This is a genomic window from Chlorogloea sp. CCALA 695, assembly GCF_003003885.1.
Lineage (GTDB): Bacteria > Cyanobacteriota > Cyanobacteriia > Cyanobacteriales > Chroococcidiopsidaceae > Aliterella.
Map to the genome: position 1 here is coordinate 1 of NZ_PVWN01000064.1, position 23,169 is coordinate 23,169.

The window sequence follows — 23,169 nt, forward strand, 5'->3', positions numbered from 1 at the left end:
TAATTCATTACCTCAAGTTTGGTGATGTGCCTGTCCCTTATCGTGTTTAACTATTCATCTGTTCATTCAGCAACGCCAGATTTCCTTGCTATTTATTGTTTTTTAGCTTGGATTTTTGGTTGTAATCCGAAATAAGATTATGAGATTTTTATCCCTTCCAATCGTTTAGACCTTTGGCTGATAGAGACTTTTCAATTGAAAGATATCCTAAATCTTGTACCCGAATTTAGGGCTAGTCAGTATGGCAAATATAATAGACAGCCAGTCTCAAAATTACTTAGGGACGGGCTTATCTTTCCCATTGCAGACCAATGTGCAGGGAGGACTCAAGCTAAGTTCTGAAGCTCAGAAGGTGAAAGAATCTATTTGGTTGATTTTGCGTACTGATTTAGGCGAACGTGTCTACCGTCCTGATTTTGGCTGTCGCTTATCAGAACTAGCTTTTGCTCCCTTAAACAATGACACCCTGTTACGAATTCGGATTTATGTACTAGAAGCATTACAAAAATGGGAGCCTCGAATTGATGTTGATGAAGTGCGCGCAGACCCTGATGCGATCGCTGGGCGCGTCAATATTATTATTGACTATAGCCTCAAGTCTTGCCCTGACCCCGACAGTTTTGTCTACCCATTTTATTTAGTTGCAGAGGTGGAGTAACCGTGAATTTTGACTTTTTACCTCAGCTTCCCAGTTCTCGCTTAGACGATCGCAACTTTGACGACTTAGTAGAAGAGTGCCTGCTGCGTATTCCCCGCTATTGTCCAGAGTGGACAGATCGCAATGTCAGCGATCCTGGCATTACTCTAGTTGAGCTATTTGCTTGGCTCACCGACCAGATGCTACTGCGATTCAATCAGATTCCTCGTAAAAACTATATAGCTTTTCTAGAACTATTGGGAATCCGACTTCAGCCGCCGACTCCAGCCCAAGTCAGGCTGACGTTCTATCTCAGCACTCATTTACTAGAAGACTACACTATCCCATGGGGAACAGAAGTTGCCACCGAGCGTACTGAAACCCAAGAAGCTATTGTTTTTACTACCGATCAAGATATGGAGATCGGGCAACCGACCTTGAAACATATATTGTCCGCATTAGAAGCAGCTAATACTCCTCAATCGCTCCACGATCGCACCGAGGAATGGCATCCTCAACAGGATGGTCTTACAGTAATTCACGAGTTTGAACTATTTCCGCGCAAGCCGCAGACTGGTAATAGTTTTTATCTTGCCGTTGAACCTGATACCCCTTTAGAAGGAACGGTTTTGAAAATCGCTTTTACAGGGGCGCAAGGTACGCCTACAGGCATTGATCCGAAGCATCCTCCCCGCAGATGGGAAGCCTGGGATGGCGAGTCATGGATAAACATACTCTTACAGGAAGCAGACGACACCACCAATGGTTTTAGCTTTAACGAGAATTCGGGAGATGGCGATAGATCGGAGCAAAGCGGTGAGGTAATTTTACATCTGCCCGAATGCTGGCCTACATCCACTTTTGATGCCTATCGAGGTCGTTGGATTCGCTGCACCCTCACCGAAGAAAGTAATCGCCAGCCGGGATATGCAAATTCCCCTCGGATTAAAACAATTGCGATCTATGCCATTGGCGGCTCGGTACAGGCTAGTCAGTGCGTTCTAATCGAGGAGGAAATATTAGGTATTAGCGACGGAAAGCCGGGGCAGAGTTTTGAAGTTGAGACTGCACCGATTTTGGAACGCCGGGGAGAGGAGCAACTGCTTGTTCTTCCTCTGGGAAAACCCCCCGAAATTTGGCAAGAGGTTGAAGACTTTGCCCAATCAAAACCCCAGGATCGGCATTATGTGATTGATGCCTTGGCTGGCACTATTCAGTTTGGCCCATTGATCCGCGAACCTCAAACCCTTAAAAAGCAAACGCAAACTCGTTCCTATCAACAGCAAGTGCTGCCACAAGAGCGATCGCCCGCATCTAGCTTTCACGAGCAAATGATTGAGCAACAGTATGGGGCAATTCCTCCTCGTGGGGCGGAAATTATATTTTCCTATCGTACCGGAGGTGGCAAAAAGGGCAACGTGCAGGCGAACGCGCTGAATTTTATGAAGACGGCAATTCCTTATATAGACAGCGTGACCAACTATCAAGCTGCTGTCAACGGTGCCGATGCTGAGTCTCTTGAGCGGGCAGTCTTGAGAGCGCCTCAAACGCTGCGATCGCACGACAGAGCCGTCACAGCCTCAGATTTTGAGGCCCTAACGCTAAAAGGTAGCGGTGGCGCGATTGCTCGTGCCTTGTGCTTGCCGATGTCTGCCAATCAAGCCGCCGGGAGCGTCAGCGTGTGCGTCGTACCTCAAGCCAATACAGATTTGATTGACCTAGGACAAGGGATTGCTCCAGACAACTTCAACCTAAATTCGGCTCTACGCGATCGGGTTCTACACTATCTAGACGAAAGACGTTTGCTAGGCACTCAGTTACAGTTACAGCAACCCAACCTAGTTGGTGTATCGGTTCAAGCCGAAGTCACCCTAGAGCCTGCCTACCGAAACCCCAGCGCTCAGGCTGAGATTATCCACAAACTCAAAGTCGCGCTCTATCGCTACCTCAATCCTTTAACGGGCGGTGTAGAGATGACAGGCTGGCCCTTTGGTCGCCCTGTTTATCAGTCAGACATCATAGTTCTCCTTCAGCAAATAGCAGGAATTCAATATTTGGGCGCTATCTTACTGTTTCCTATTCAAAAAAATGGGGAATCTTGGCAGCGACAAACAACGCCTGTAAATTATATAGATCCTGGCTCCTTTGGTTTACTCTGCTCCTGGGCAGATCCGCAAGCGCGCACGGGACACAGTGTAAATATTCTGACCGATCAATCTGCGGTGAGGATTTAAGGTATGGTGCCAGCACTTACTTCTAAATCAGTCAGCCTTCAAATTTCTCCTAAGCAGATTTCGGCGACGACTACCCCCAGAGGAAGTCGGATGCTTGGAGCCGAAGCTACAGAAGGCTGGCAACAGTCATCTGAAGTTGTGGTTCATCCGGGAGAACTCTGTCAAGTTGCCCTTGAAATTAAAAACTGGGAGTCTCAACCTCAGCACCTCACCTTAAAGCTAGATGGGACGTTCCCCTTGGAATGGTGTCAGGTACAGACGGATGCTTTGAGCGCGCCTCAATTTGGTACAGACCCAGAGCAGAAAAGGATACAACCGTTAGGGGCGGCGATCGCCCTTGTAACCCTAGAAGTGGCTGCCAAGAAAAGCAGACATATTGACCTATGGTTTCTAATTCCTGAAGATTTTTTTGAGGGTGAAGATGCCCTTCAGGGCAGTAAGAAAAAGCAACTCAACTTTCGAGGTTGTCTGTTAATTTATGCTAACCAAAGCCTGAACCAGGGGGCAAATTCACCGCCAATTCAAGAATCCAATTTTGAGCTAAATGTTCGACCTCGGAGTAACTATACTGAGTTCTTGCCAGTAGTTTATCAAGAAGTTGACTACATTCATCGCTTGATCAAAGTCTTTGAGCAAGCCTTCGATCCGGTGGTGAATAGCTTTAGTTCAATGTGGGCGCATCTAGATCCATTAACTGCTCCTCAAGCGCTCTTACCGTTTCTAGCTCACTGGGTAGACTGGTCAATTGACTCGCAGCTAGACTTGACTCATCAAAGGCGGCTGATTCGACGAGCCGTAGAAATCTATCGCTGTCGCGGAACCCGTAAGGGACTGCGGTTTTATCTGCATTTATATACGGGTTTAGCGCTCGACGAACAAATTGAGCGCGAAGAAGATAAATCAATTAGCATCACCGAACCCTCTGGTCAAGGATGTGTACTTGGACTAGCCTATGTAGGAGTAGATGCAATTATAGGCGGTGGCAAACCCTATCACTTTGATGTGCGCTTGCGAACCCAGCCAAATAGTCTAATTGATGAGCAGCTTGTCCGGCGAATAATTGAGCAGGAGAAACCTGCATTCTGCTCCTACAGTCTGCGAATAGAAACAGACCAAAGGAAAACAGATAATTAATCAGCATTCACCTAAAACTTATCGAGTAATTGGGTTTAAGACCCCGTGCTTCCAGCACGGCTTTATATGTATTTACTACAGCATCTAGCTCTAGCAAACGTGCTATAATAGTAGGATGCTGACACTTACTTACTGCTATCGCATCTACCCTGACACCGCTCAACAGCATTGGTTGAGTGAGTGGATGGATATCTGCCGCAACACCTACAATTACGGGCTGCGGCAGATAAAAGATTGGTGCAATAGTCGGAAGTGTTTGATTGATAGATGTTCCATCACGCGAGAGTACATCATGGCGGCGGGAGAGAAATTTCCTACCGAAGTTAATCAACTTAATGCTCTGCCAGATGCCAAAAAGGACTTCCCACGTCTTGTACTTGTACCAAGCCAAGTATTGCAGCAGGCGATTAAGCAGTTGCATAGAAGCTGGGAGGGATTTCAAAAACTGGGACACGGATTTCCACGCTTTAAAAAGTATGGGCAATTTAAGTCTTTGTTGTTCCCTCAATTCAAACAGTCGCCCGTACAGGGAAACAATTTGTTGTTGCCCAAACTGGGGCTTGTCAAAGTCAACCTTCATCGCCCTCTCCCTGATGGCTTCACCGTCAAGCAGGTTCGCATCATCAAAAAAGCCGATAGGTGGTACGCCTCTATTGCTTTGCAATGTGATGTCAACGTTCCTAACTCCATCCCTCACGGTCATCCGATTGGCGTGGATATTGGGCTGGAAAAATTCCTGGCAACCAGCGATGGCATTTTGGTAAAACCGCCTAAGTTCTTTAAAAGTCTGCAAAGCAAGCTGAAATTGCTGCAACGTAGACTTAGTAGAAAACAGAAACGGTCGAAAAACTACGAGAAAGCCAGAATCAAAGTTGCCTTGTTGCACCACCAAATTGATAACACGCGCAAAGATTTCCACTTCAAACAAGCTCATGCCCTTTGCGACGCTGGTGATATGGTCTTCATGGAAGACCTGGACTATACAGTTATGGCTAAAGGGATGTTTGGTAAACATATGTTAGACGGGGGTTTTGGGCAGTTCCGAACTATCGTTAAATATGTGTGTTGGAAGCGGGATAAGTTCTTTGGCGTGGTTAATGCTAGGGGGACTTCTCAGGAGTGTCCTGAGTGTGGGGCAGTAGTTAAAAAAGACTTGAGCGTAAGAGTGCATAATTGCCCTGAATGTGGGTTCACAACGGATAGGGATGTAGCAGCAGGGTTAGTAATTAGAAATCGAGGCATTGCCTCAATTAGTACCGTTGGACAGACGGGAATCGAAATGGCTTGTGCAGACGGTTTGCCGGGGGCGGAGGAAACAAAGCCTAGGTCAAAGTCGAAAACCCGTAAGGGAAAAACCAAGAAGTCTAAATTGTGAAGTTTAGATGCCCCGTACCTTTAGGTCGGGGAGATGTCACTCAACCGAATTATTCTATCGAATTGGAGATTATTATGACCCATCCTTTTCCAAACCCGGCGATCGCCCCTATGGAGCGCCAACAAGTTAGAGATGGCTTGCTCCTAACTGCCGAGCGCTGGCAACGCGCCCATGACTATCAACGCAAACGCCAAAATCTTCACTATCAGTCAATTAATCAGCCAGGGATTGTTTGTGGGTTAGGAGTGCGGGTAATTTTAGCCCCAGAACAAGTCGCTGCTCAATATCGAGACAATCGTTGGGTACAAATTCAGCCGGGAATTGCCATTGATGTAGAAGGAAATCCAATCGTTGTACCTCATCCAATCAATTTTCGCCTCGCCACGGAGTTAAAAGATTCAGAACCCGTCACGGTTTATTTGGTTGCTCAGTATCGTGATCCCGATCAGTTAGGGGGAAGCCCCGATCGAGAAGTCGTACAGGAAACTTTTAGAATCGACGAACGAAGCCGTCTCCCTGAGCGGTCAGAAGTGGAGCTTTGTCGCGTTCTATTGCGATCGTCTCAGCAGGAATTGCTCCGCACACCTATCGATGTCTTTTTTCCGGGATACGGCGAATTAGACTTGCGTTATCGCCGTCAAGCACAGGCAAGACCCCAAGGCTTAGTTCAAATTGCCCAAATCGACTCTGAGGATGGAGACTGTAACCGAAATTTTTTTAATCTCACTTACTTAATGCGCGCCGTTGAAGATATCTATCCATCCTTAAAAGGTGCGGAAACTGTTGATCGCATCACTTGGGATGGAGATTTGCATCCCTACGAACTACTATATCTGACTGGGCAGCAGGGTTTGTCGCTAAATAACCATCAATTTTCGATGCTTTCAAGCTACCTAAAGTCGGGAGGCACTTTGCTAGTTGATGCCCCCACTCAGAGTACAGAACTGATTCAATCAGTCCAAGCACTAGCTCAACATTTGCAAACACCCTTGAAGTCTCTACAGGAAGTCCGCCGCGATCATCCGTTGCGGATAAAGCCGTTTCTATTTTCTGCGCTGCCAATGATGGATGGAGCTAAAATTCAACTATTGTCCGGCGGGGGAATTATACTAGCGATCGGCAATTTGGGCGGATTATGGGGTTTAGATGAAGAACTGAAGCGATCGCGAATTGACCTAAGAACCGCCCAAGAGTTAGGGATAAATATCCTACATTTTGCTTGGAAACGCAAACAGGCGATAGATTTACAGTCGGAAGGAGGCGCTGTTGCCTAAATAAACCCAGTAAAACCGAGATCAAACGAAGAAGTATTTAAGACTAAGAATGACTAATTCCTAGCGAGAAAGTACAAATCTTTCTCGCTGTATTTCCTAAATTCTAGGATTTTAGATTGCAGGCTAATAGTTTTCTTACAAAAGCTGTGGAAGACCGTTAGCAGTGACTACCCCTAGCATTGAAACTGCCGGAGCCGTGATAGTGATTGCGGAGCCTGATGTTAAGGTGATTGGAGCGGGTGAAAGTGCTGAAATTGGACCACCTGCCACTAGATTCACGGCACCTCCTGCCTTGACACTAACAAGACCACCAGCAGTGACATTGACAGCACCGCCAGATTTAACATTGACGGCTGCTGCTCCATCTACATTGATCATCCCTGGGGTTCTAAGATTAATCATCATTCCAGGGTCACGAAAGGTTAGGTGTTGTCCCGCTCTAGTTCTAATGTTAATAGTGGATCTTGTATCGTTTAAGCTTACTTGATTTCTACCTGCCGTTTTAATTTCGATCTCTTTTGACCTAAGTTTGTCGTCCATACGAATGATATGTCTACCAGCAGTTTCAATTTCTATAAATTTTTCACTGTCGTTGAGATCGATATGATGTCCGCTCTTAGTTGTGATATAGATTCCTGCCTTAGACCTTTTATCATCTTCCTCAACAAATTGAATCGTATGTCCTGTACGGGTTTTAATGGTGCGTAGTCTCACTTTGCCGTTTTTAATTGTGTCATTGACAGTTTCAACTGTTTTATCCTTACCATTCCAAACTCCACCAATAATATAGGGTCGATGAATATCTCCATGCTCAAAGGCAACTAGAACTTCGTCGTCGATCTCAGGCAGACAATAAAATCCTCTTGCATTGCCTGCTCCTAAACCTACCACCCTAGCCCAATGGCTTTCGTCCTTCATGGTCAAAGTAGGAAATTTTACTTTAACGCGACCCCAATCTTTTGGATCTTTATTATTAGTCACCAGACCTACTAAAAGAGTTTGACCAGGCTGAAGATGAGTTTTGGGCGGCAGTGTAGAAAGTAAACTACCTTCTCTAAGCCCCCGAACTGAAAAATCTGTTTTGTAAACCCTGTGACTGTAGCGGTGACAGGTTCCTGTAATGTAGTAATTGCCACTGTATCGGGTTCCCATATTGGCAAGGGCAACAACTCGTCCAGGTCGAATTTTGGGATTTCCTTCAGCTTTGGCATCCGCCGTCACGAATTCTCCGCTCAACTCATTGCAGAGAGCCTGAGCCATCTGCCTTGCTTCTTTGGAGCTATTAACGGGTTGGTCTACCACAATCATTTTGGTCGGTTGTTTCATTCTAAACTCCCGGCTGATGCTGCTCCCGTCGCCATTTCCCGTCTGCGTAACTAACTGTTCCTTTGAGACGGTTTCTGAGATTAACTTTTTTTGACTATAATCCCAGCTATTAACCTCAACTGAACTAACTTGTTCAACACTTGTGACTCTTACGTCAAAGCTACTGATATCTGTAAGCCATTCTAGCTTGAGAGAAGCTTCACTTTTGGGCTTGCGAAAATAAAGCTTATTATTCTGCACAAAAAGTTCAAATCCTATTCTGGCGGCGCGTTCGCGCAGAAACTCCATATTGGTTTGATTTTCTTGAAAAACATATTCATGGGGAACACCACTCATATCCACTTGACCAATGGGAATCTTCGCTTCAGTAGCAATACGTCGCACAATATCGCTATCCGTGCAGTTTAAAAAAGATCGGCTGTAGCGACCCCGATGCAGTCGATGGGAAGCATCATAGCCGCGCACAACAATATGGGCTTCAGATGTATGAGAAAATTTGACCTCAATACCCGTAATTTCGCCTTCAATTAACCTCTGCTCTTTTTCACTTACCCGAAATTCAGGATCCTCTGTTGTACTCGACTCAAATCCAATGGCGATCGCATCGCCAATTTTAAAGTGCTTTTCGTTTGTCCAGGTTTCGCTTTTCTCGCTGGCAGGGACATAGACATTATGAATTTTGATGACAAACATACTTGGCATATGTAAGCTTTCATCTACAACGATTTCCAGGATGTTCTTCATCACTTCCTCTGGTGCATTGGCTCCACCTAGTCTGAGTATAGGCTTAGATAGATAAAGGGTATTGATAGGCATGGGAAAATCCTCTCAGTGTTGTTAGGCAAGAATTTAGCGTTTTATTGAGTGGAATTGGTGCTTGAATTGAGCAAACCTTAAGTAGGTGTGAGAAGTTAGGGAAATCTTTTATCAATCTTTCCTGTGGTGGGTGGCTTTCCCCCCGATATATTCTCAGGATCGACTTCTTCAAGGGCAATATTAACGATCGCTTTAACCGGGGTGCCATCAGCTAGAAATAGGGTGAGTTTATAGTTTAAACTCGTCATAACACAGTGAAAATAGCTATCGTGCCAAGTCAAAATATAAACTGGCGGACGAGTATGAGCATTGGTACGAGCCGTCGCACCTTTTTTAATATTGTTAATATATTCCTTTAGAACAGATGTCTTTTTTTCATAAGTATCAAATAACAAATTCTGTAATGTAAACGAATAGGGTTCTACTCCAGAGAAATTAACCTTTGGTAATAGAGTAGTTCCCCGATTGCCTACGTCACTATCCCAAATTATTCGCCGAGTAAAATTAAGTTCTGACGGATTAAACATAAACTTAATATCTTTAGCCTGTCCGCTAGGGTCGCTATGCACCATTAGCTTTGCTTTTTCAAGTTTCATTGCGTTTTTTTAACCCTTTAAATGTATTAAAATCACCAGGGCAAACAGCCTAAAGATCGTCCCCGGCGCTCGCGTTCGTAGACTAGACGGTAATGCAAAAGCTGCTCGATTTCCTGAGCTATTTTTTCTATCACCTCTGGTGTTTGTTCAGAGGAGAGAGATAGAGAATGTGAAGAATCTACCTGATGGATGGCGATCATTTCATGGGAAAAGATCCGGTTACTTTGATGAAAGCCTCTACGTTCCATCTCAGGATTTAGACGCGGACTGATGCGATCGCAAATCATCTGCGTAAGCAACTCTAAATCTGCTGACTGAATATCAACGGTGGGAGTCAGGACTTCCTCAAGTACGGGATTTTGAGGCGCAAAAGTACCTGGTGGTAACTCCGGCGGGGTCAAAGGGGCTTCAGTATGTTGGTCGTGGCGATTTTTGTCATAGGCTAGCAAGTCTTGAATACTAGACTGTTGCGCCGAGCCGGTTGATGTCTTTTTAGCATTACTCTGATTGAGTTGCTGCAATAGATCGCGCGCCTGTTTGGCTGCTTCGTCTGCACTATCGTTACGTGACGATTCAGACTCGATAGGGGGGTTAAAACTCATGATTAAACTGCCAACTTCTTACATTCATTTCCAACTGCTTTCAGCAAAATATCCTTTTGCATCTCTAGAGACTCGATCTCCACCAGCAGACTCTTTGCCAATTTTTAAACCTTCAAAGGCTAAAGTTAATTCTTCAACGGCAACCATATTGCCATCAGCTTCTAAACTTGGGAGTTTTAACCCTACAGGAATAGCACCAATCAAGCACCAGTTTTTCATGATTTTTCCAGCTTGGTTGTAGGTCACAATATTAACGTTGCGTCGCTGGACTTTTTGCTCAAATAATTCGCCTAACCACTGCGAAAAGGTATGATCGTTTGTCATTCCCCGCTTTAGTGTGATATCTGAAAAACGAGTTTGTCCTAGACTAATTCTTTGCTGCTCGTTTACGCCACCCTCGTGATAGACCTCTTTGTCTACTTCAATACTGATGCCCGAACATTCTGAAAATGAGGCAACTATATTTTTGCCAATTTCTATATAGAATCGATTGGTTGTAACGTAGTTTTCAAAGTGAGAATTAGATTTTTGTGTAGCCATTTTATCGTCTTCCTGTACTAGAGTTACCGATTCGCTCTCTTTGAATTTGGATGTCTGCGTAGAGTCGTTCGCATACGCGATCGCATAATCTGTCCATTAGCACTGGATTGTCGAGATATTGTTGAGCCAACTGTGCCAAACTGTTATCTTTATAATCTGTGATTGAATTGGTACGACCAAAATTTTGGGACATAGATATCACCGAATTATTGATGGGTACTAACTTTCCTAGGGCAAACCTAAACGATTGCTATCCTATAGGTGCTTATTTAAGTTCATATTAGGGTAGGTAATGCCGCAGGAGAATAGCCAAACGTCGCATTTTAAATCTCAAACAGTGCTTTAAAGCTACTTCCAACTTTGAATTAGCTTCTGGGCATCTTTAAAAAAGTGGCTTGTCTGGGAGATTTGTTCGGCTAAGGCGATCGCATCGCGCAATTTACCATTTCTAGCCAACTCTTTAGCAAAAGCAAGTCTACAAAGATCCAACTCTCGCAGTTTTTTTTGATACTGCTCCAAGCTAGGTTGCGCTTGTGAAGCAATCGCGTTAGGAGTAGAAGGATTGATGCGGCTTGAAGTTGGCTGTTTTAAATTCTTTACTACAGCTTGCCTACCTTGATAAAAACGCGATCGTAGTTGCTGTAAATCGATTTTTCTCCAGATTGAATGAAAAAATTGCTCTGTGATGCTTCTAAAGCGTGAGGCAAACGAACCTGATGCCCGAAACATATCTCGAAAAATACTTGGATGAAATAGTTGAATATGCGCCTGATTTTTTGGTACCGTCGCCAGTGTCGATGACTGTGGAGATTGCGATCTTCCCAATTGGTAAGCCGTTTGATCTAGATCGATAGAAAGTGGTGTTATTGCTTGATAAACCGTTTGTGCTGGATTATGAATGGCTGAGTCTGAGTATTGGATAATAGTCTGCTCTGTTGGTGCAATAGCCGAATCTGAATATTGAATAGTGTTTTTGTTATGGTTTTGATCTCCAGTAACCCCCTCAGTATTAAGATTTTTAGAAATATCCTGTGAGGATTGAGCATTATTTGGCGTAAGGCTTTCTGCTTGAACGGTTGGGGTTGGTTGGGATAAAGATTCGCTCCGCTTTACCTCGCCAGATCGTGCATCGCTCTTATCGAGTGCAGGAGGAGATGCCTGGGAGCTGGGTAGTATTTGCCACTCAGTCTTGTCTCCTACTTCTACTTGTGGAAGCGGGCTTGCAACTTGCATAATAGTCAAATCGTCAGAAACTTGTGCTGACAAGGATTCTGCATTGATGTTAGTATCTATTGCGATCTGAGCAGGTATTTTGATTGAGTGAGTTTTAGTACCTTCAAGCGGAGGCGATGGGCGATCGCTTACTTCTACCTTCTTGAGTGCCTTTTGTAACATTTGCTGAGAAGGGTCGAGTTCGTTGTATAAATTTTGCATAGATATCAGTCTCATAACCATTGAGTATATGGGTTTAGACATTAATAAACATTTATTTTATAAACGACAAGTCTATAAAATCTTGGCTGTTTCCTAACCTTTTGAGTGCTTGTCTAATTAGCACAATGTTGAAAGATCGTTTCAAATTGAGATAAAGGGGAAAACCTATAAAACAGCCGTGTTTCTAAGCAAATACTTAGACCTAAGCTACCTAACTCTATATAAGGTGATTTTGATAAAAAAGAGATCCGACTTCTGTCTAATGACGAATAAGTTAACTTATAGACAAAATGAGCATAACGTATTACTTTGGCGGCTCTGTAGCTGTCAAAGTCCATCAATTCAGTGGATGATATAAAAGGTGACTCATCAATTGACTTATCAATCCAGTTCTTTTATTGGTCGTTCTGTTGGAGATCGTAATCGATACCAGATTGAAGCTCATCTCGGACAAGGAGGGATGGGCGATGTCTACCGAGCTATCGATACTCGACTTGGCAAAGAAGTTGCAATTAAATTACTAAACACATCATCAACCACTGCATCGGCAACAGCAGAGCTAGATTTTAAACGAAGATTTGAACAAGAATGTGCAATCTGTGCTGCAATCAAAAGTGAAAATGTAGTTCAAGTGAGTGATTATGGCATTACAACGGAGGGGCAGCCGTTCTATGTCATGGAATATTTGGAAGGACAAACTTTAGAGCAGTTTCTTCGACAACAACCAAAACTCTCTGTAGAACGAACTAGACAGATTGTGAAGCAGATATGTACTGGATTAAAGTCTGCCCATGAGGGTGTTATTTTTAAGACACTAGGCGTAAATACTGATCGGCACATTAAAATTATTCACCGCGATTTGAAGCCAGCGAATATTTTTTTGATTCCTACAGAGCTTGGGGAGCGCGTTAAAATTATTGATTTTGGTGTAGCTAAAATTCAGTCACTACATCGAGAAAATACGAATTTGACCAATGCTTTCTTAGGGACTTATCACTATGCAGCACCAGAACAATTTGATTGTCAAGCAAATATTGATGAGCGATCAGATATTTACTGTTTAGGTATAATTTTCTATGAAATGTTAGCGGGAGTTGACCCCTTTGGTTTAAAAAGTCAAGGGCAAAAAGTGAGTGGGGAATCTTGGATTAATGCCCACTTACTTAAACCACCAATGCCGCTTCGTTCTCAACCTGGTTGCGAACATTTGTCTATAGAACTTGAACAGTTAGTTATGCGTTGTTTGGAAAAGCCTCCCAGTCGGCGTTTTTCGTCGGTGCAGGCACTAACACAGGCAATGGATAACGAGCAGAGTGAATCATCCTATAAAATGCCCGGAGGCAATTTTACTAAACAGGATCAAATCAGCACGAATTACTCTTTTTTAGATTTCTTAAAAATAAAACAAAAATTCGGAAGTATACAGCAGTGGCTCCTAGAAAATTTTTACTTCAATGAAATCTTTGGTCAATTCCAGATTCAGCCCCAGCCTGAATTTGTAAATGAGTTTCAAAATAGCTGCGCTTTGAGCCATTCATGTTCGCCTACAGCCTTCTCATTATCGGCTGTAAATTCAGAACTAATTAATAACTGCCAAGCAGAATTGGCAATTTATATCGGTCCTGTTGCCAGAGCAATTGTCGAACAAACATTAAAAAAAGATGCCCATTATCACCAAGCTCAAAAATTTATCGAAGCGCTTGCAAGGCATATACCGGATGCTGATAATGCCAACCGTTTTTGTCAAACTTTCCTAGCATCAAATCCAGTGCATTAGGGTGACTGACTCAATAGTTTCTCTAAAACTTAAACTATGCAAGCTAGATATATGCTTGCAAGGCATTACCAATTATTATTTTTCAGCAAAAGTATCTTTTGCTGCTATCGTTTCAAATCGATTCTAATATGATTTACAAAAGGATAAATCATGACTAATAGTGTCTTAGTGTAGACAGAAGTCGGATCTATTCCTATCAAAGTTGTTATTCAATATAAAACAACCCAAATATTTTTCTTTACTATGCTTGCAAGTTCAGTTATCGATGCTAGCTTGACTACGCAAAATATAGCCTTTCGCCCCGGTGGAGCATCGGTTTCTTTTGGGGTCTCAGTCATCAACCGCAGCGATCGCTTTGCATCGTTTCAACTTGAGATTCAAGCAGCAGGAGCAGGCGAGCAGAGTAACTGGTATCACCTTTCTCCAGATGTCTCTACAGCCAAATCACCCGGCGATCGCACAGATTTTCAAGTTGAGATTTTAGACTCTCCCCTGCCTGATTTCGTCGGGATTGTCAATCTAACGGTGCGGGTTTTTTCGCCCCAACTGCTTGAAGAACGAAGATTAGTTCTGCGGTTAACCTTAGAACCGAGCGGTGAATCAAACCTACTGCGAATTGGACTACCTACCCAACGGTTTCAAGTCTACCCTCGTAATGTCGTAGATATCCCCGTGACTGTCAAAAATGTTGGGTCGCAGCCTTTAGAAGTGCGTTTGCAATGTACAGCCCTTGAGTTGTCCTGGCTGGTGGGTAGCTCCGAGCGGTATATAGAAATTCCAGCCCATGGAGAAACAACGGTAACTTTTCCCTGTCAGCCCCCTGGAGCCGATCAAGTTCAAAGCCGCGATTATCCCTTAATCGTAACTGCCAAAGGTTCTGGGAGTTCTATTGTTGAAGCCCAGGGAATTTTAGAAGTTCTGCCCGTTGGATTTATGCAGTTTGAAGTCCAGCCTCAGCAGCAGCGTATCCCAGCGAAAAGACCCTGGCTCCCCAACTGGCGATCGCGTAGTAGTACCTACCAATTATTGTTTAAAAATAATAGTAATCTGTTGCAAACCCTCGATCTTGAAGTCCGAGGTCAAGATGCGAAACGATGTCAAATTGAAGTTAATCCCGAAAAACCCATTCTGCCATTGGGAGAAATAACCTCTGCAAGTTTAACCATTTCTCCCCGTCGTCCCTGGGTTGGCTGGTCGCGGAAACTAAAGTTTGAACTCAAACCTTGGCTCTCAGACCCAAGATTAGGCAGTTGCGATCCAGCAACCCAAATTTTGTTTTTAAAAGTTTTTCCCATCGTACCTCTTTGGTTATTGCTGGCGTTACTCTCGATGATTGCCGCTATTGTGTTTAGACCAACACCCAGCACTCATCTAGCTGGCGTTAATGCTGTGCGACTCAGTGGCACCAGTGGCAGAGCGCCGCTTGTCATAAGTGCCTCAGACGACTGTTCAATTCGCACTTGGGGCGTAATGGACTGGGGAACGCTAACACCACAGGGGGCTTTGAGCAAGGAAATGTTAGCCAAAACCTGCACCGATGCTCAACCTAATTCTTCCAAGGGACTTTTTGCGATTTCTCAGCAAGCAATTCGATCATTAGCATTAATTCCGGTGAAAAATAATCAAGTCTTTGCAGGTCTAGAGAATGGAACTGTTCAAGTCTGGGATATCAATACTGGCAAGGGACTTTATACGCTCAAAGATCCAAAAGATCAAACAAGCGATCGCATTTTGGACTTGATGTTTACTCGCAACTCTCTAACGCTGTACACCAGCTATGGGAGCGGAACCATTCGGAGTTGGCATTCAAGAGATGGTCGTTTTGACTCAAAGCCTGCCCAGGTTTTGCAGGTTCCTGATCGCTTCACCTATCAAGCCTGGTCTTTAGCCCTCAGTCCCGATGAAAAGCTCCTTGTCAGTGCTGGACAGTTTAAGCGGCTTGTTTTGTGGGATGTAGCAAAATCGCAACCTCGGCAGCTAACGCTTTCGGGGAATGCTCAAAATCGTGGAGAAAACGATTTTTTCTGGGATGTCAGTTTTGCGCCCAATACTTCGATCCTAGCGGCTGCTGATTCTGATGGTTACGTTACTCTTTGGGACTTAAGCCAATGTCACCCAGCGCTGAAGGGGTCGCCTCAAGAGGATCTCCCTCAGCAAAGCTGCAAGCAACTGGCAAGGTGGCAGGTTGCAAAAACATCGGTTCGCAGTATTCTATTCACTCCAGAAGGGCGATGGCTCGTGAGTGGTGGCGATGATGGTCAGATTCTAGCTTGGCGTTTGACCGCTAATGTCACTCCCGATTTGACTCAAAAACCGCAGCGAATTGCCACCTTGCCCAGCAGGATTACTTCATTAGATGCGATCGCTCAAGAGCAGGGGGTTTGGATTGCCAGTGGCTCGGATGATGCGCGAGTTCGCCTCTACCGCTTTGACCCAGACGGGTAAAGCGAAAGAATTGATATCTTTTTGATGGCAATTAAAAAAAGTTTTGGTTCGGCTACGTTAACCGCCGCTATGAATACGCCCACTAAACATTTATTGAAGACGCTGTAAAAATGTTGAATACTATTGCACCACTCAAAGTTATTCTCAATCCCCCCACCCGCCTAGAGAGTTTCCCAGGGGAGAGCGTTACCCTTCACATTAGTTTGATTAATCAAGGCGAGCAGGGAGCGACAATTGATGTATTTATCGATTCTGGCGCTCAGACCATACTGCCATGGTGTCCCTCACCAAGAAAGCGGGTTGCCCTAAACCCTCAACAGGCTTGTGAAGTTAGCTTGCTCTTTGCGATTCCCTCCGACGCTCTACCAGGAAGTTATCCCTACACGGTAGTAGTAGATGCCCCAAAGCATTATCCAGAGGAGACTCCAATCCATTACTCAGGTCATCTGGAAGTTTTAGTCAAACAGACTGCGGTGCGATCGCCAAAGCTTACCTTTGCACTTAGCCCCGCAAATAGTCCCACTCAGCCCTTAGTAGTTCAGCCCAACCAGCCCCAGACGCTATCAGTTACCGTAAACAACCACTCCAGTCGGGTGGATCGGTTTCGGCTTCATTGTCTCGATCTAGACAAAACATGGTTTGCGATTCGATATCCTACCAACGAACTGAGTGAGTTAGGTTTAGTTTCCAGTACCGATGGTTTGGAGCTTAATCCTGGAGGTCAAGGCGAAATCATTATTGAGTTCCATTATCCAGTAGATATGCCTGCTGGTCACTATTCACCGACTCTACAGATCGTTTCTGATAATGCCCTAGAGCAAGTCTTTTTGGATCTGGTGTATTTAGAGATAAAACCAAAACTTCATCTAAGTGTTGAACTAGAAACTATCCTCGGAAAAATTAGTTACAAGCCTGGTCAGTATCGACTTACACTGACAAATCAGGGAAATTCAATCCGAGAATTAGCCGTAAGCGCCAGCAGCCGAGAGGAAGTAGAGTCGTGCGAATATGTCTGCGATCCACCTATTGTCAATTTGTTAATTGGCGGAACAGCCACAATTAGTCTGACTATTTATCCTAAGCAGAAATGGCGACGACCCCTGTTTGGGTATGGCTTAGAGTTACCGTTTCAAGTAAATCTTCTTGATCTTCAGGCATTACCAACCCCAGAAAAGTTACCCATAGGGTCGTTAATCTGGAAAGCACGCCCTTGGTGGCAGTTTGTACTGTGGCTGCTGGCAGGTGTTGGTGTATTGTCGGGACTCGGCTTTTTGATTTGGTTTGCGTTCTTTAAACCTGCTCCCCCGCCAATCCTAGCGGAATTTAAACCAGATAGCGCTAGCTATATGGAGGGAGGAAGGGTACGCCTGAACTGGACGATCACCAATTTAGATCAAATCGAGCAGTTTGTAATTTTTTCGACTAAAGATCGAACTGCCAGCCGTCCTCAAGTTTACGATTTTCGTCAAGGCTTACCGACAGAACTAAACCGTTATTGCCAAATTAGCGATCGCAATTTAATCTGCGCCAACGTCGATACAGGAGCTAGATTAGCGGGAAAATACACTTTCCAACTTCAGCTTAAGCCAAAATCATCAGAACAGCATATTCAGCAGCAATTAGATGTTGTAATTCAACCTAAGCCACTACCGCAGGTGGTGAACTTTGTAGCAAGCCAATCTCAACTCGAAAAAGGGAAACCTCTAACCCTTGGTTGGAATATCAAGAACGTTAGCCAACTCGGTCAGCTTCAGGTTATAGGTCAACTGCAAGAGGATAAACCAGCTCTCCTCAAGACTTACAATTTTGAAAAACAAATTCCTCCAGAACTAGCAAAGCAATGTCAACCTCCAGTTAACGAGACATTAAGTTGTACCAACGTGGATATCGGGCTTCCGGCTAAACCAGGCAACTATGCAATTAGCCTTCAGCCTGTGTCCAGTGGCAGTCAAAAACAATCCCCAGTCTCTAAACCAATTCAAGTCCAAGTAAAGGCAACGCCGCTACGAATTACAAACTTTACTCTCAATAATCAATCTTCAGAGGTGAATCCTTCAATGTTCTTGAAAGTTGGACAAGTTGTAACTCTCAACTGGCAGGTACAGGGGGATGATGCCAAGGTTAAACTGGAACCTTTAGGGGATGTCCCAGCAAGCGGTTCTAGGATATTGAAAGCGACCACAAATCTCTCGGAAATCATCCTCACGGCAGAAACCGAACAAGGTCAATCAATCAAGCGTGCGTTCTTAATCCAAGTTGATCCGCCAAAACCACTTCAAAACCCAACTAACTTGTTGCCCCCAAGCAAACCTAGAATATTGCAAATCAGTAGACCTAAAACACCATAAGCGATCGCCAACAAATGAAGTATCGAAACTAACTGTAGCGACCCGATATTATAATCGCTCCGACCTGAAATCATCACGTTTTTGAGACCACATTAAGGGTCTTGCACAATTTTGATCCTGTTGGCGAAACATTACTTAAGTATTGGCAGGCTGGGTCATGAGTGCAACAAAGCGTGATGTTCGTGTTGCGGCTAGGGGGTTTTCAACCAGCCAGTAGAAGATGCGCTTAAGATTGATGGCGGTTGCTGTCATCAAAATACCTAACTTTTCCCGTTAAGTCTTGAAAGGTTTACTGGCAAAGGATTTGAGAAACAGTACAGCAAATACGGTACAGTAATTGAAATCGGGCGCTAAAGGTAACAAGCAATGCTGGACTGGTGGGAAAAAAATTTTGCAACCTTAGAATTGGGTGATCGCCGATTGAATGAGCGTGCAATGTCAATCGGGTATGTTCTAAATCTTAGATCTGGCAAAGCACTATCAGAAGTTTTCTGTAGTGGAAAAGCACTCAAGAGAGCCTATGAGTTTTTGCTAACCCAAAAGTGGAATTTTCGAGTGTAATTGAGCCGCACTGTCAAATGACGGCGGAAACTGTTGCAGAACACGATGTGGTGCTGTGCGTTGGAGATACGACTTTTCAAAGGTTATGGCAGTATTAAGGCGAAAACAGAAGGTTACGGGCCAATAGGTAAGGGAGGGAACGGTCTAATATTGCACAGTGCTTTGGCTATAGAACCGCAGAATGGCGAATCCTTGGGCTTGTTGTGGCAAAAACTTTGGAATCGGGAGTCAAAGCCGAAACCACCAGTCCATGAAACCTCAACACAGAAGAAACAACGGCAAGCGCAAGCACGCATTGAAGCCCGAAACCGTCCGTTTGAACAAAAAGAATCTTACAAATGGGTGGAAGCTCTCAGCACGGTCGAAAGCCTTGTGAGTCATCACACACGAGTAATTCATGTGTTTGACCGCGAAGGCGACATCACAGAAGTTTTTGATAAAATTCGTCAACTTCAGCACACAGGGATTCTTGTTCGTGCGGCTCATAACCGCAGAATAGATTCTGATAGTGAACGCCTGTGGTCAAAGCTAATTGCACAACAAGTGCAGTTTTGAACAAGAAATTGAATTACCTCAGACTAGACAGCGTTCTGCCCGTAAAACTAAGTTAGCTGTACGATTTTGCCCGCTAAATCTCCGTACTCCCTATCGTTTTGATAACCGTGACCCTCTACCCGTATATGCTGTTTATGCCACAGAAATTGATTGCCCAGAAGGTGAAACACTTATAGAATGGATGTTGCTTACCACAGAAGTCGTTACAGATATCCAGACAGCTTCTACAATTTTACGCTGGTATACGTATCGTTGGCGTGTGGAAGAATACCATAAAATTTTTAAATCGGGATGTCAGGTAGAAAAATATAGACTTGCTGCTGATGGGATGAAAACTTTAATCGGTTTTTTAAGCGTAATTGCTGTTGAGCTTCTACGGTTGACTTACCTCCACCGCACTCAGCCCTTAGCCCTTGCAATTGAAATTCGCGCATTCCCTTGAACTCAAGATTTTAAAAGCTAAGTCTCCCAAACCACCTAAAATCCTCACAGTTAATTGGGCTGTTGAGGCTGTTGCACGTCTTGGTGGTTACTTAGAACATCGAAGCAAAACACCTATTGGTATTCAGGTATTGTGGCGAGGTTGGTTAAAATTACACGACCTTTGTGAAGGTTGGCAGCTTGCAAAAGATACTTAACGGGAAAAGTCAGGCGCAAAACAGGTAAATTAAAAGTTGTACCGAAGAGTGTCAGACTATTCAATGCAATTTAAGGAATTTTCGTTGCTCGCACAGGGAATTGAATCGGGGGAAGTGCTAAAAGCCATAGAAACAGCGATACCACCAGAAATTATTGAGCAGGTGTTAAACCAGACAGATAGTGGAGAAACGCGAAAGCGCAAACTGCCATCACACCTATCCCTCTTTTATCACTTTAGGCAGAGAGTATTTAGAATAGAAGTAGACACTACTATTTGAAAGTGAGTATGTCAGTTGCAAGAAAAGCTCGACCGACAATCCGATTTGTAGATGAATACTGCCAACTGTTTGAGGGACTGTTCCCAGAAGTAAGGAGTTATGAAGTATTCAAGCTGCTGCATTTGGGCATGATTAGCGAAATTAAACGTAAGTCGTTGCCAGCTATTGCTAGAGCCGTTGGATTAGACAATCATCAGAGCTTGCATCACTTTCTCACCGAATCGCCTTGGACAGTTCAACAGTTACGTCAAAAGCGCCTAGAGGTAATTCTCAAAGTCCTGCACGGAAAAGCAATGATTTTGTTGATTGATGAAACCGGAGATTGTAAGACTCGGGAAAAGTACCGATTATGTCAAACGACAATACATTGGGAATGTGGGCAAAAAAGAAAATGGGATAGTCGCGGTGACAGCTTATGGATTAGTTGAAGGTATGATTCTGCCATTGTGTTTCGAGGTGTACAAGCCGCGAGAACGACTAAAAACCACAGACGAATATCGAAGTAAGCCGCAAATTGCTGCAACAATGATTCGGCAACTGCAAGCGATGGGATTTAAGTTTGAACTGGTATTAGCCGATAGCCTCTACGGTGAGAGCAAGCTCAACGCGCGTCAATGTCCTGGATGAGTTGAAACTACCTTACATCTTGGCGATTCGCAGTAACCATGCCCCAGGGATAATTCGTTGCTTAAAGAAATATTAGAATGATTGGAAAGAATGAGTTGGAGAACGGAAATGGGGGCGAACTTAATCACTTCACTTCAGGAAAGCGCGAGATTTCCGGGCTTCTCAGGGTAGACGTTATCCAATGAAGGCTGATTTTGCTATTAGTGATTATGGGAACAATAAGTGGATGCCGAAGTTACTACGCACTGGAGGACTTTGGAGTACGACACTATCAAGCAGTTAGTGAGAAACTAGGACTAACAGTAACTCGCCTGCCATCGGATACGACTTTTCGTCGCATTTTACAGAAGCTCGATTTTGAAACACTGGCACAGCAGTTCGATCAACGTTGCTCGCCGTACTATTGATATTCAACCAGGGGAGTGGGTCGCGATGGATGGTAAAAGTATTAAAGGAACGGTCACTGAGCCAGGAACAGCTTACCAAAACTTCATTAGGATGGTTTCACTCGTGCATTAGCCAACAAGGAGTAGTGCTGGCATCCCAACAGTTGGAATTCGCTTCACAATAGTGAATTGAAAGTCGTACAAACAATGCTGGAGGCATTGGAGCTTGAAAAAGTGGTATTCACCATGGATGCCCTGCACTGCCAAAAAAACTACTAAGCTGATTAATGAGGGCGGCAACGATTACATCATCAGCGTCAAAGGTAATCAACGCAAGACTACTAGCACAACTTAAAACGATTGCCGAAGCTCACTGGCCTTGCGAACGGTTTGTTGATATTGAGAAAAACCGAGATCGAACCACTTGTAGACTCGTAAGTGTTTTTGCTGACCTCCATGGCATCGACAAGGGTTGGCTTGGAGCAAAAAGCTGCATTCAAGTTGAACGCATTGGTATCCGCTCTGGAAAACAATATCTGCAAACTAGCTATTACATTAGCTCTCTAATCTCAAAGGCAATGACGTTTGCTGAGGGAATTCGACAACATTGGGGAATTGAAAATCGTTTGCACTGGGTGAAAAATGTGATTTTTGGCGAAGATGCTGCCCCATTTAGTAACTCCAATGCTGCCACCACAGAGGTCTATTATCCGCAATATCGCGCTCAATATCGCGCGGATGTCTGGCTATGATTCTCTTACCAAAGCCGAACGATTTCTTGCTCATGATATCGATAAATTATTTTCCCTTCTAGAATGAATTCTCCCTGGTAACCATGCCCTGTGGCTACCCCAAGACCAAGAGGTGTACCAGGAGCCGTGGCAAACCTTTGAACGCACCTTTAGTAATGGCACGACAGAAGTGCGTTACATGGCGCTCGGTGATTTACGGTAAGCGCCATCGCCAGCAGTATTGGCTCTTGACCACTGACCCCGAAACCTTACCAGACAATTCAACTTCGTTTGTCATGGTCGCTGCACCTAGAGTAAAACTAAGCGAGATTGGCGACAGCTATGGATTTAGAACTTGGATTGAATATGGACTCAAGCAGTCCAAAGATACTTTGGGCTGGGCAGATTTCCGCATAACTAGCTATGAGCAGATAGAGAAGTGGTGGGAAATGGTGATGAGTGCTTTCTTAATGGTTAGTTTATTCGCTGAGACCTTTAATGATTCATGTCCTTTAGCTCATCAACACTTTGTTCGACATCCCTGGTGGAACAATCAGAGCGGTTGGAAACCTCTGCTCAATAATTTGCGTTTAATTATCCAACCATTAATTTGTTTCAACTGGCTAAAGCAATGGTTAGAGGTGTTTCCCATTACTCCATTGCAGTTTGGCTTTGAGCGACTTGTAAGTAAGATGAATCGGTTTGTCTGTCCCGTCGTGCATCAACTCAACTTCCAATTCATATTTTCTTCTGCCTAAAGTGATAAAAGAGGGCTATCCCTTTTCTGTCATTTTCCGGATATAATAAGTAAAAGAATCAAGAGATAAAAGGCTAAGAGGTAAGCAGAGCAATGG

General features: G+C 44.2%; 18 protein-coding genes and 3 pseudogenes. 15 read left to right on the forward strand and 6 right to left on the reverse strand.

The window, feature by feature from the left end; genetic code table 11:
• The first annotated feature begins 241 nt into the window (after positions 1–241).
• The 5 genes from C7B70_RS21290 to C7B70_RS21310 all read left to right on the forward strand — a co-directional run bounded on the left by C7B70_RS21290 (position 242) and on the right by C7B70_RS21310 (position 6,654).
• Positions 242–658, forward strand: a complete 417-nt coding sequence (locus C7B70_RS21290) for a GPW/gp25 family protein (RefSeq protein WP_106370972.1) — start codon at positions 242–244, stop codon at positions 656–658.
• Positions 659–660: 2 nt separating this feature from the next.
• A complete protein-coding gene (locus tag C7B70_RS21295; RefSeq protein ID WP_106370973.1) occupies positions 661–2,871 on the forward strand; it encodes a putative baseplate assembly protein in 2,211 nt (736 codons plus the stop codon).
• Between the two features lie 3 nt (positions 2,872–2,874).
• On the forward strand, positions 2,875–4,005 hold the full coding sequence (locus C7B70_RS21300) for a phage tail protein (RefSeq protein WP_106370974.1): 1,131 nt from the start codon (positions 2,875–2,877) through the stop codon (positions 4,003–4,005).
• 115 nt (positions 4,006–4,120) lie between these two features.
• Complete coding sequence (locus C7B70_RS21305) at positions 4,121–5,380, forward strand: RNA-guided endonuclease TnpB family protein (RefSeq protein ID WP_106370975.1); 1,260 nt, start codon at positions 4,121–4,123, stop codon at positions 5,378–5,380.
• Positions 5,377–6,654 (forward strand): DUF4159 domain-containing protein, encoded by a 1,278-nt coding sequence (locus C7B70_RS21310; protein WP_199192428.1) that lies wholly within the window; start codon positions 5,377–5,379, stop codon positions 6,652–6,654. The genes C7B70_RS21305 and C7B70_RS21310 overlap by 4 nt, the downstream gene beginning before the upstream one ends.
• Before the next feature lie 135 nt (positions 6,655–6,789).
• On the opposite strand, the gene C7B70_RS21315 is transcribed toward C7B70_RS21310, so the two are convergent.
• The 6 genes from C7B70_RS21315 to C7B70_RS21340 all read right to left on the reverse strand — a co-directional run bounded on the left by C7B70_RS21315 (position 6,790) and on the right by C7B70_RS21340 (position 11,968).
• Positions 6,790–8,796 (reverse strand): VgrG-related protein, encoded by a 2,007-nt coding sequence (locus C7B70_RS21315; protein ID WP_106370977.1) that lies wholly within the window; start codon positions 8,794–8,796, stop codon positions 6,790–6,792.
• Between the two features lie 95 nt (positions 8,797–8,891).
• Positions 8,892–9,392, reverse strand: coding sequence for a hypothetical protein (locus C7B70_RS21320; protein WP_106370978.1), 501 nt, complete (start codon positions 9,390–9,392; stop codon positions 8,892–8,894).
• A gap of 32 nt (positions 9,393–9,424) precedes the next feature.
• On the reverse strand, positions 9,425–9,994 hold the full coding sequence (locus C7B70_RS21325) for a hypothetical protein (RefSeq protein WP_106370979.1): 570 nt from the start codon (positions 9,992–9,994) through the stop codon (positions 9,425–9,427).
• A gap of 24 nt (positions 9,995–10,018) precedes the next feature.
• Positions 10,019–10,534 (reverse strand): phage tail protein, encoded by a 516-nt coding sequence (locus tag C7B70_RS21330; protein ID WP_106370980.1) that lies wholly within the window; start codon positions 10,532–10,534, stop codon positions 10,019–10,021.
• A 1-nt stretch (position 10,535) separates the two neighbouring features.
• Complete coding sequence (locus tag C7B70_RS21335) at positions 10,536–10,727, reverse strand: hypothetical protein (RefSeq protein ID WP_106370981.1); 192 nt, start codon at positions 10,725–10,727, stop codon at positions 10,536–10,538.
• 155 nt (positions 10,728–10,882) lie between these two features.
• Positions 10,883–11,968, reverse strand: a complete 1,086-nt coding sequence (locus C7B70_RS21340; RefSeq protein ID WP_106370982.1) for a hypothetical protein — start codon at positions 11,966–11,968, stop codon at positions 10,883–10,885.
• A 373-nt stretch (positions 11,969–12,341) separates the two neighbouring features.
• Here C7B70_RS21340 and C7B70_RS21345 point away from each other — a divergent pair, with 373 nt between their 5' ends.
• From C7B70_RS21345 to C7B70_RS21390, 10 genes and pseudogenes are all read left to right on the forward strand, one after another.
• The gene (locus C7B70_RS21345; RefSeq protein ID WP_146134124.1) at positions 12,342–13,745 is read left to right on the forward strand and encodes a serine/threonine-protein kinase; all 1,404 of its coding nucleotides are present in this window, start codon (positions 12,342–12,344) and stop codon (positions 13,743–13,745) included.
• 243 nt (positions 13,746–13,988) lie between these two features.
• On the forward strand, positions 13,989–16,190 hold the full coding sequence (locus tag C7B70_RS21350) for a hypothetical protein (protein WP_106370984.1): 2,202 nt from the start codon (positions 13,989–13,991) through the stop codon (positions 16,188–16,190).
• A 110-nt stretch (positions 16,191–16,300) separates the two neighbouring features.
• Complete coding sequence (locus C7B70_RS21355; RefSeq protein WP_106370985.1) at positions 16,301–18,538, forward strand: hypothetical protein; 2,238 nt, start codon at positions 16,301–16,303, stop codon at positions 18,536–18,538.
• A gap of 366 nt (positions 18,539–18,904) precedes the next feature.
• Positions 18,905–19,099, forward strand: a complete 195-nt coding sequence (locus C7B70_RS21360) for a transposase DNA-binding-containing protein (RefSeq protein WP_106370986.1) — start codon at positions 18,905–18,907, stop codon at positions 19,097–19,099.
• A 17-nt stretch (positions 19,100–19,116) separates the two neighbouring features.
• Positions 19,117–20,292, forward strand: a pseudogene (locus C7B70_RS21365) (IS4 family transposase).
• 48 nt (positions 20,293–20,340) lie between these two features.
• Complete coding sequence (locus C7B70_RS21370) at positions 20,341–20,571, forward strand: transposase domain-containing protein (RefSeq protein WP_233221038.1); 231 nt, start codon at positions 20,341–20,343, stop codon at positions 20,569–20,571.
• A gap of 8 nt (positions 20,572–20,579) precedes the next feature.
• Positions 20,580–21,241, forward strand: a pseudogene (locus C7B70_RS21375) (IS701 family transposase); the annotation flags it as partial.
• A 160-nt stretch (positions 21,242–21,401) separates the two neighbouring features.
• Positions 21,402–21,605: a transposase family protein gene (locus C7B70_RS21380; protein WP_255409362.1), complete on the forward strand. Its 204-nt coding sequence runs from the start codon at positions 21,402–21,404 to the stop codon at positions 21,603–21,605.
• A 266-nt stretch (positions 21,606–21,871) separates the two neighbouring features.
• Positions 21,872–22,336, forward strand: a complete 465-nt coding sequence (locus C7B70_RS21385; protein WP_106370988.1) for an ISAs1 family transposase — start codon at positions 21,872–21,874, stop codon at positions 22,334–22,336.
• 79 nt (positions 22,337–22,415) lie between these two features.
• Positions 22,416–23,073, forward strand: a pseudogene (locus C7B70_RS21390) (IS701 family transposase); the annotation flags it as partial.
• Positions 23,074–23,169 lie beyond the last annotated feature (96 nt).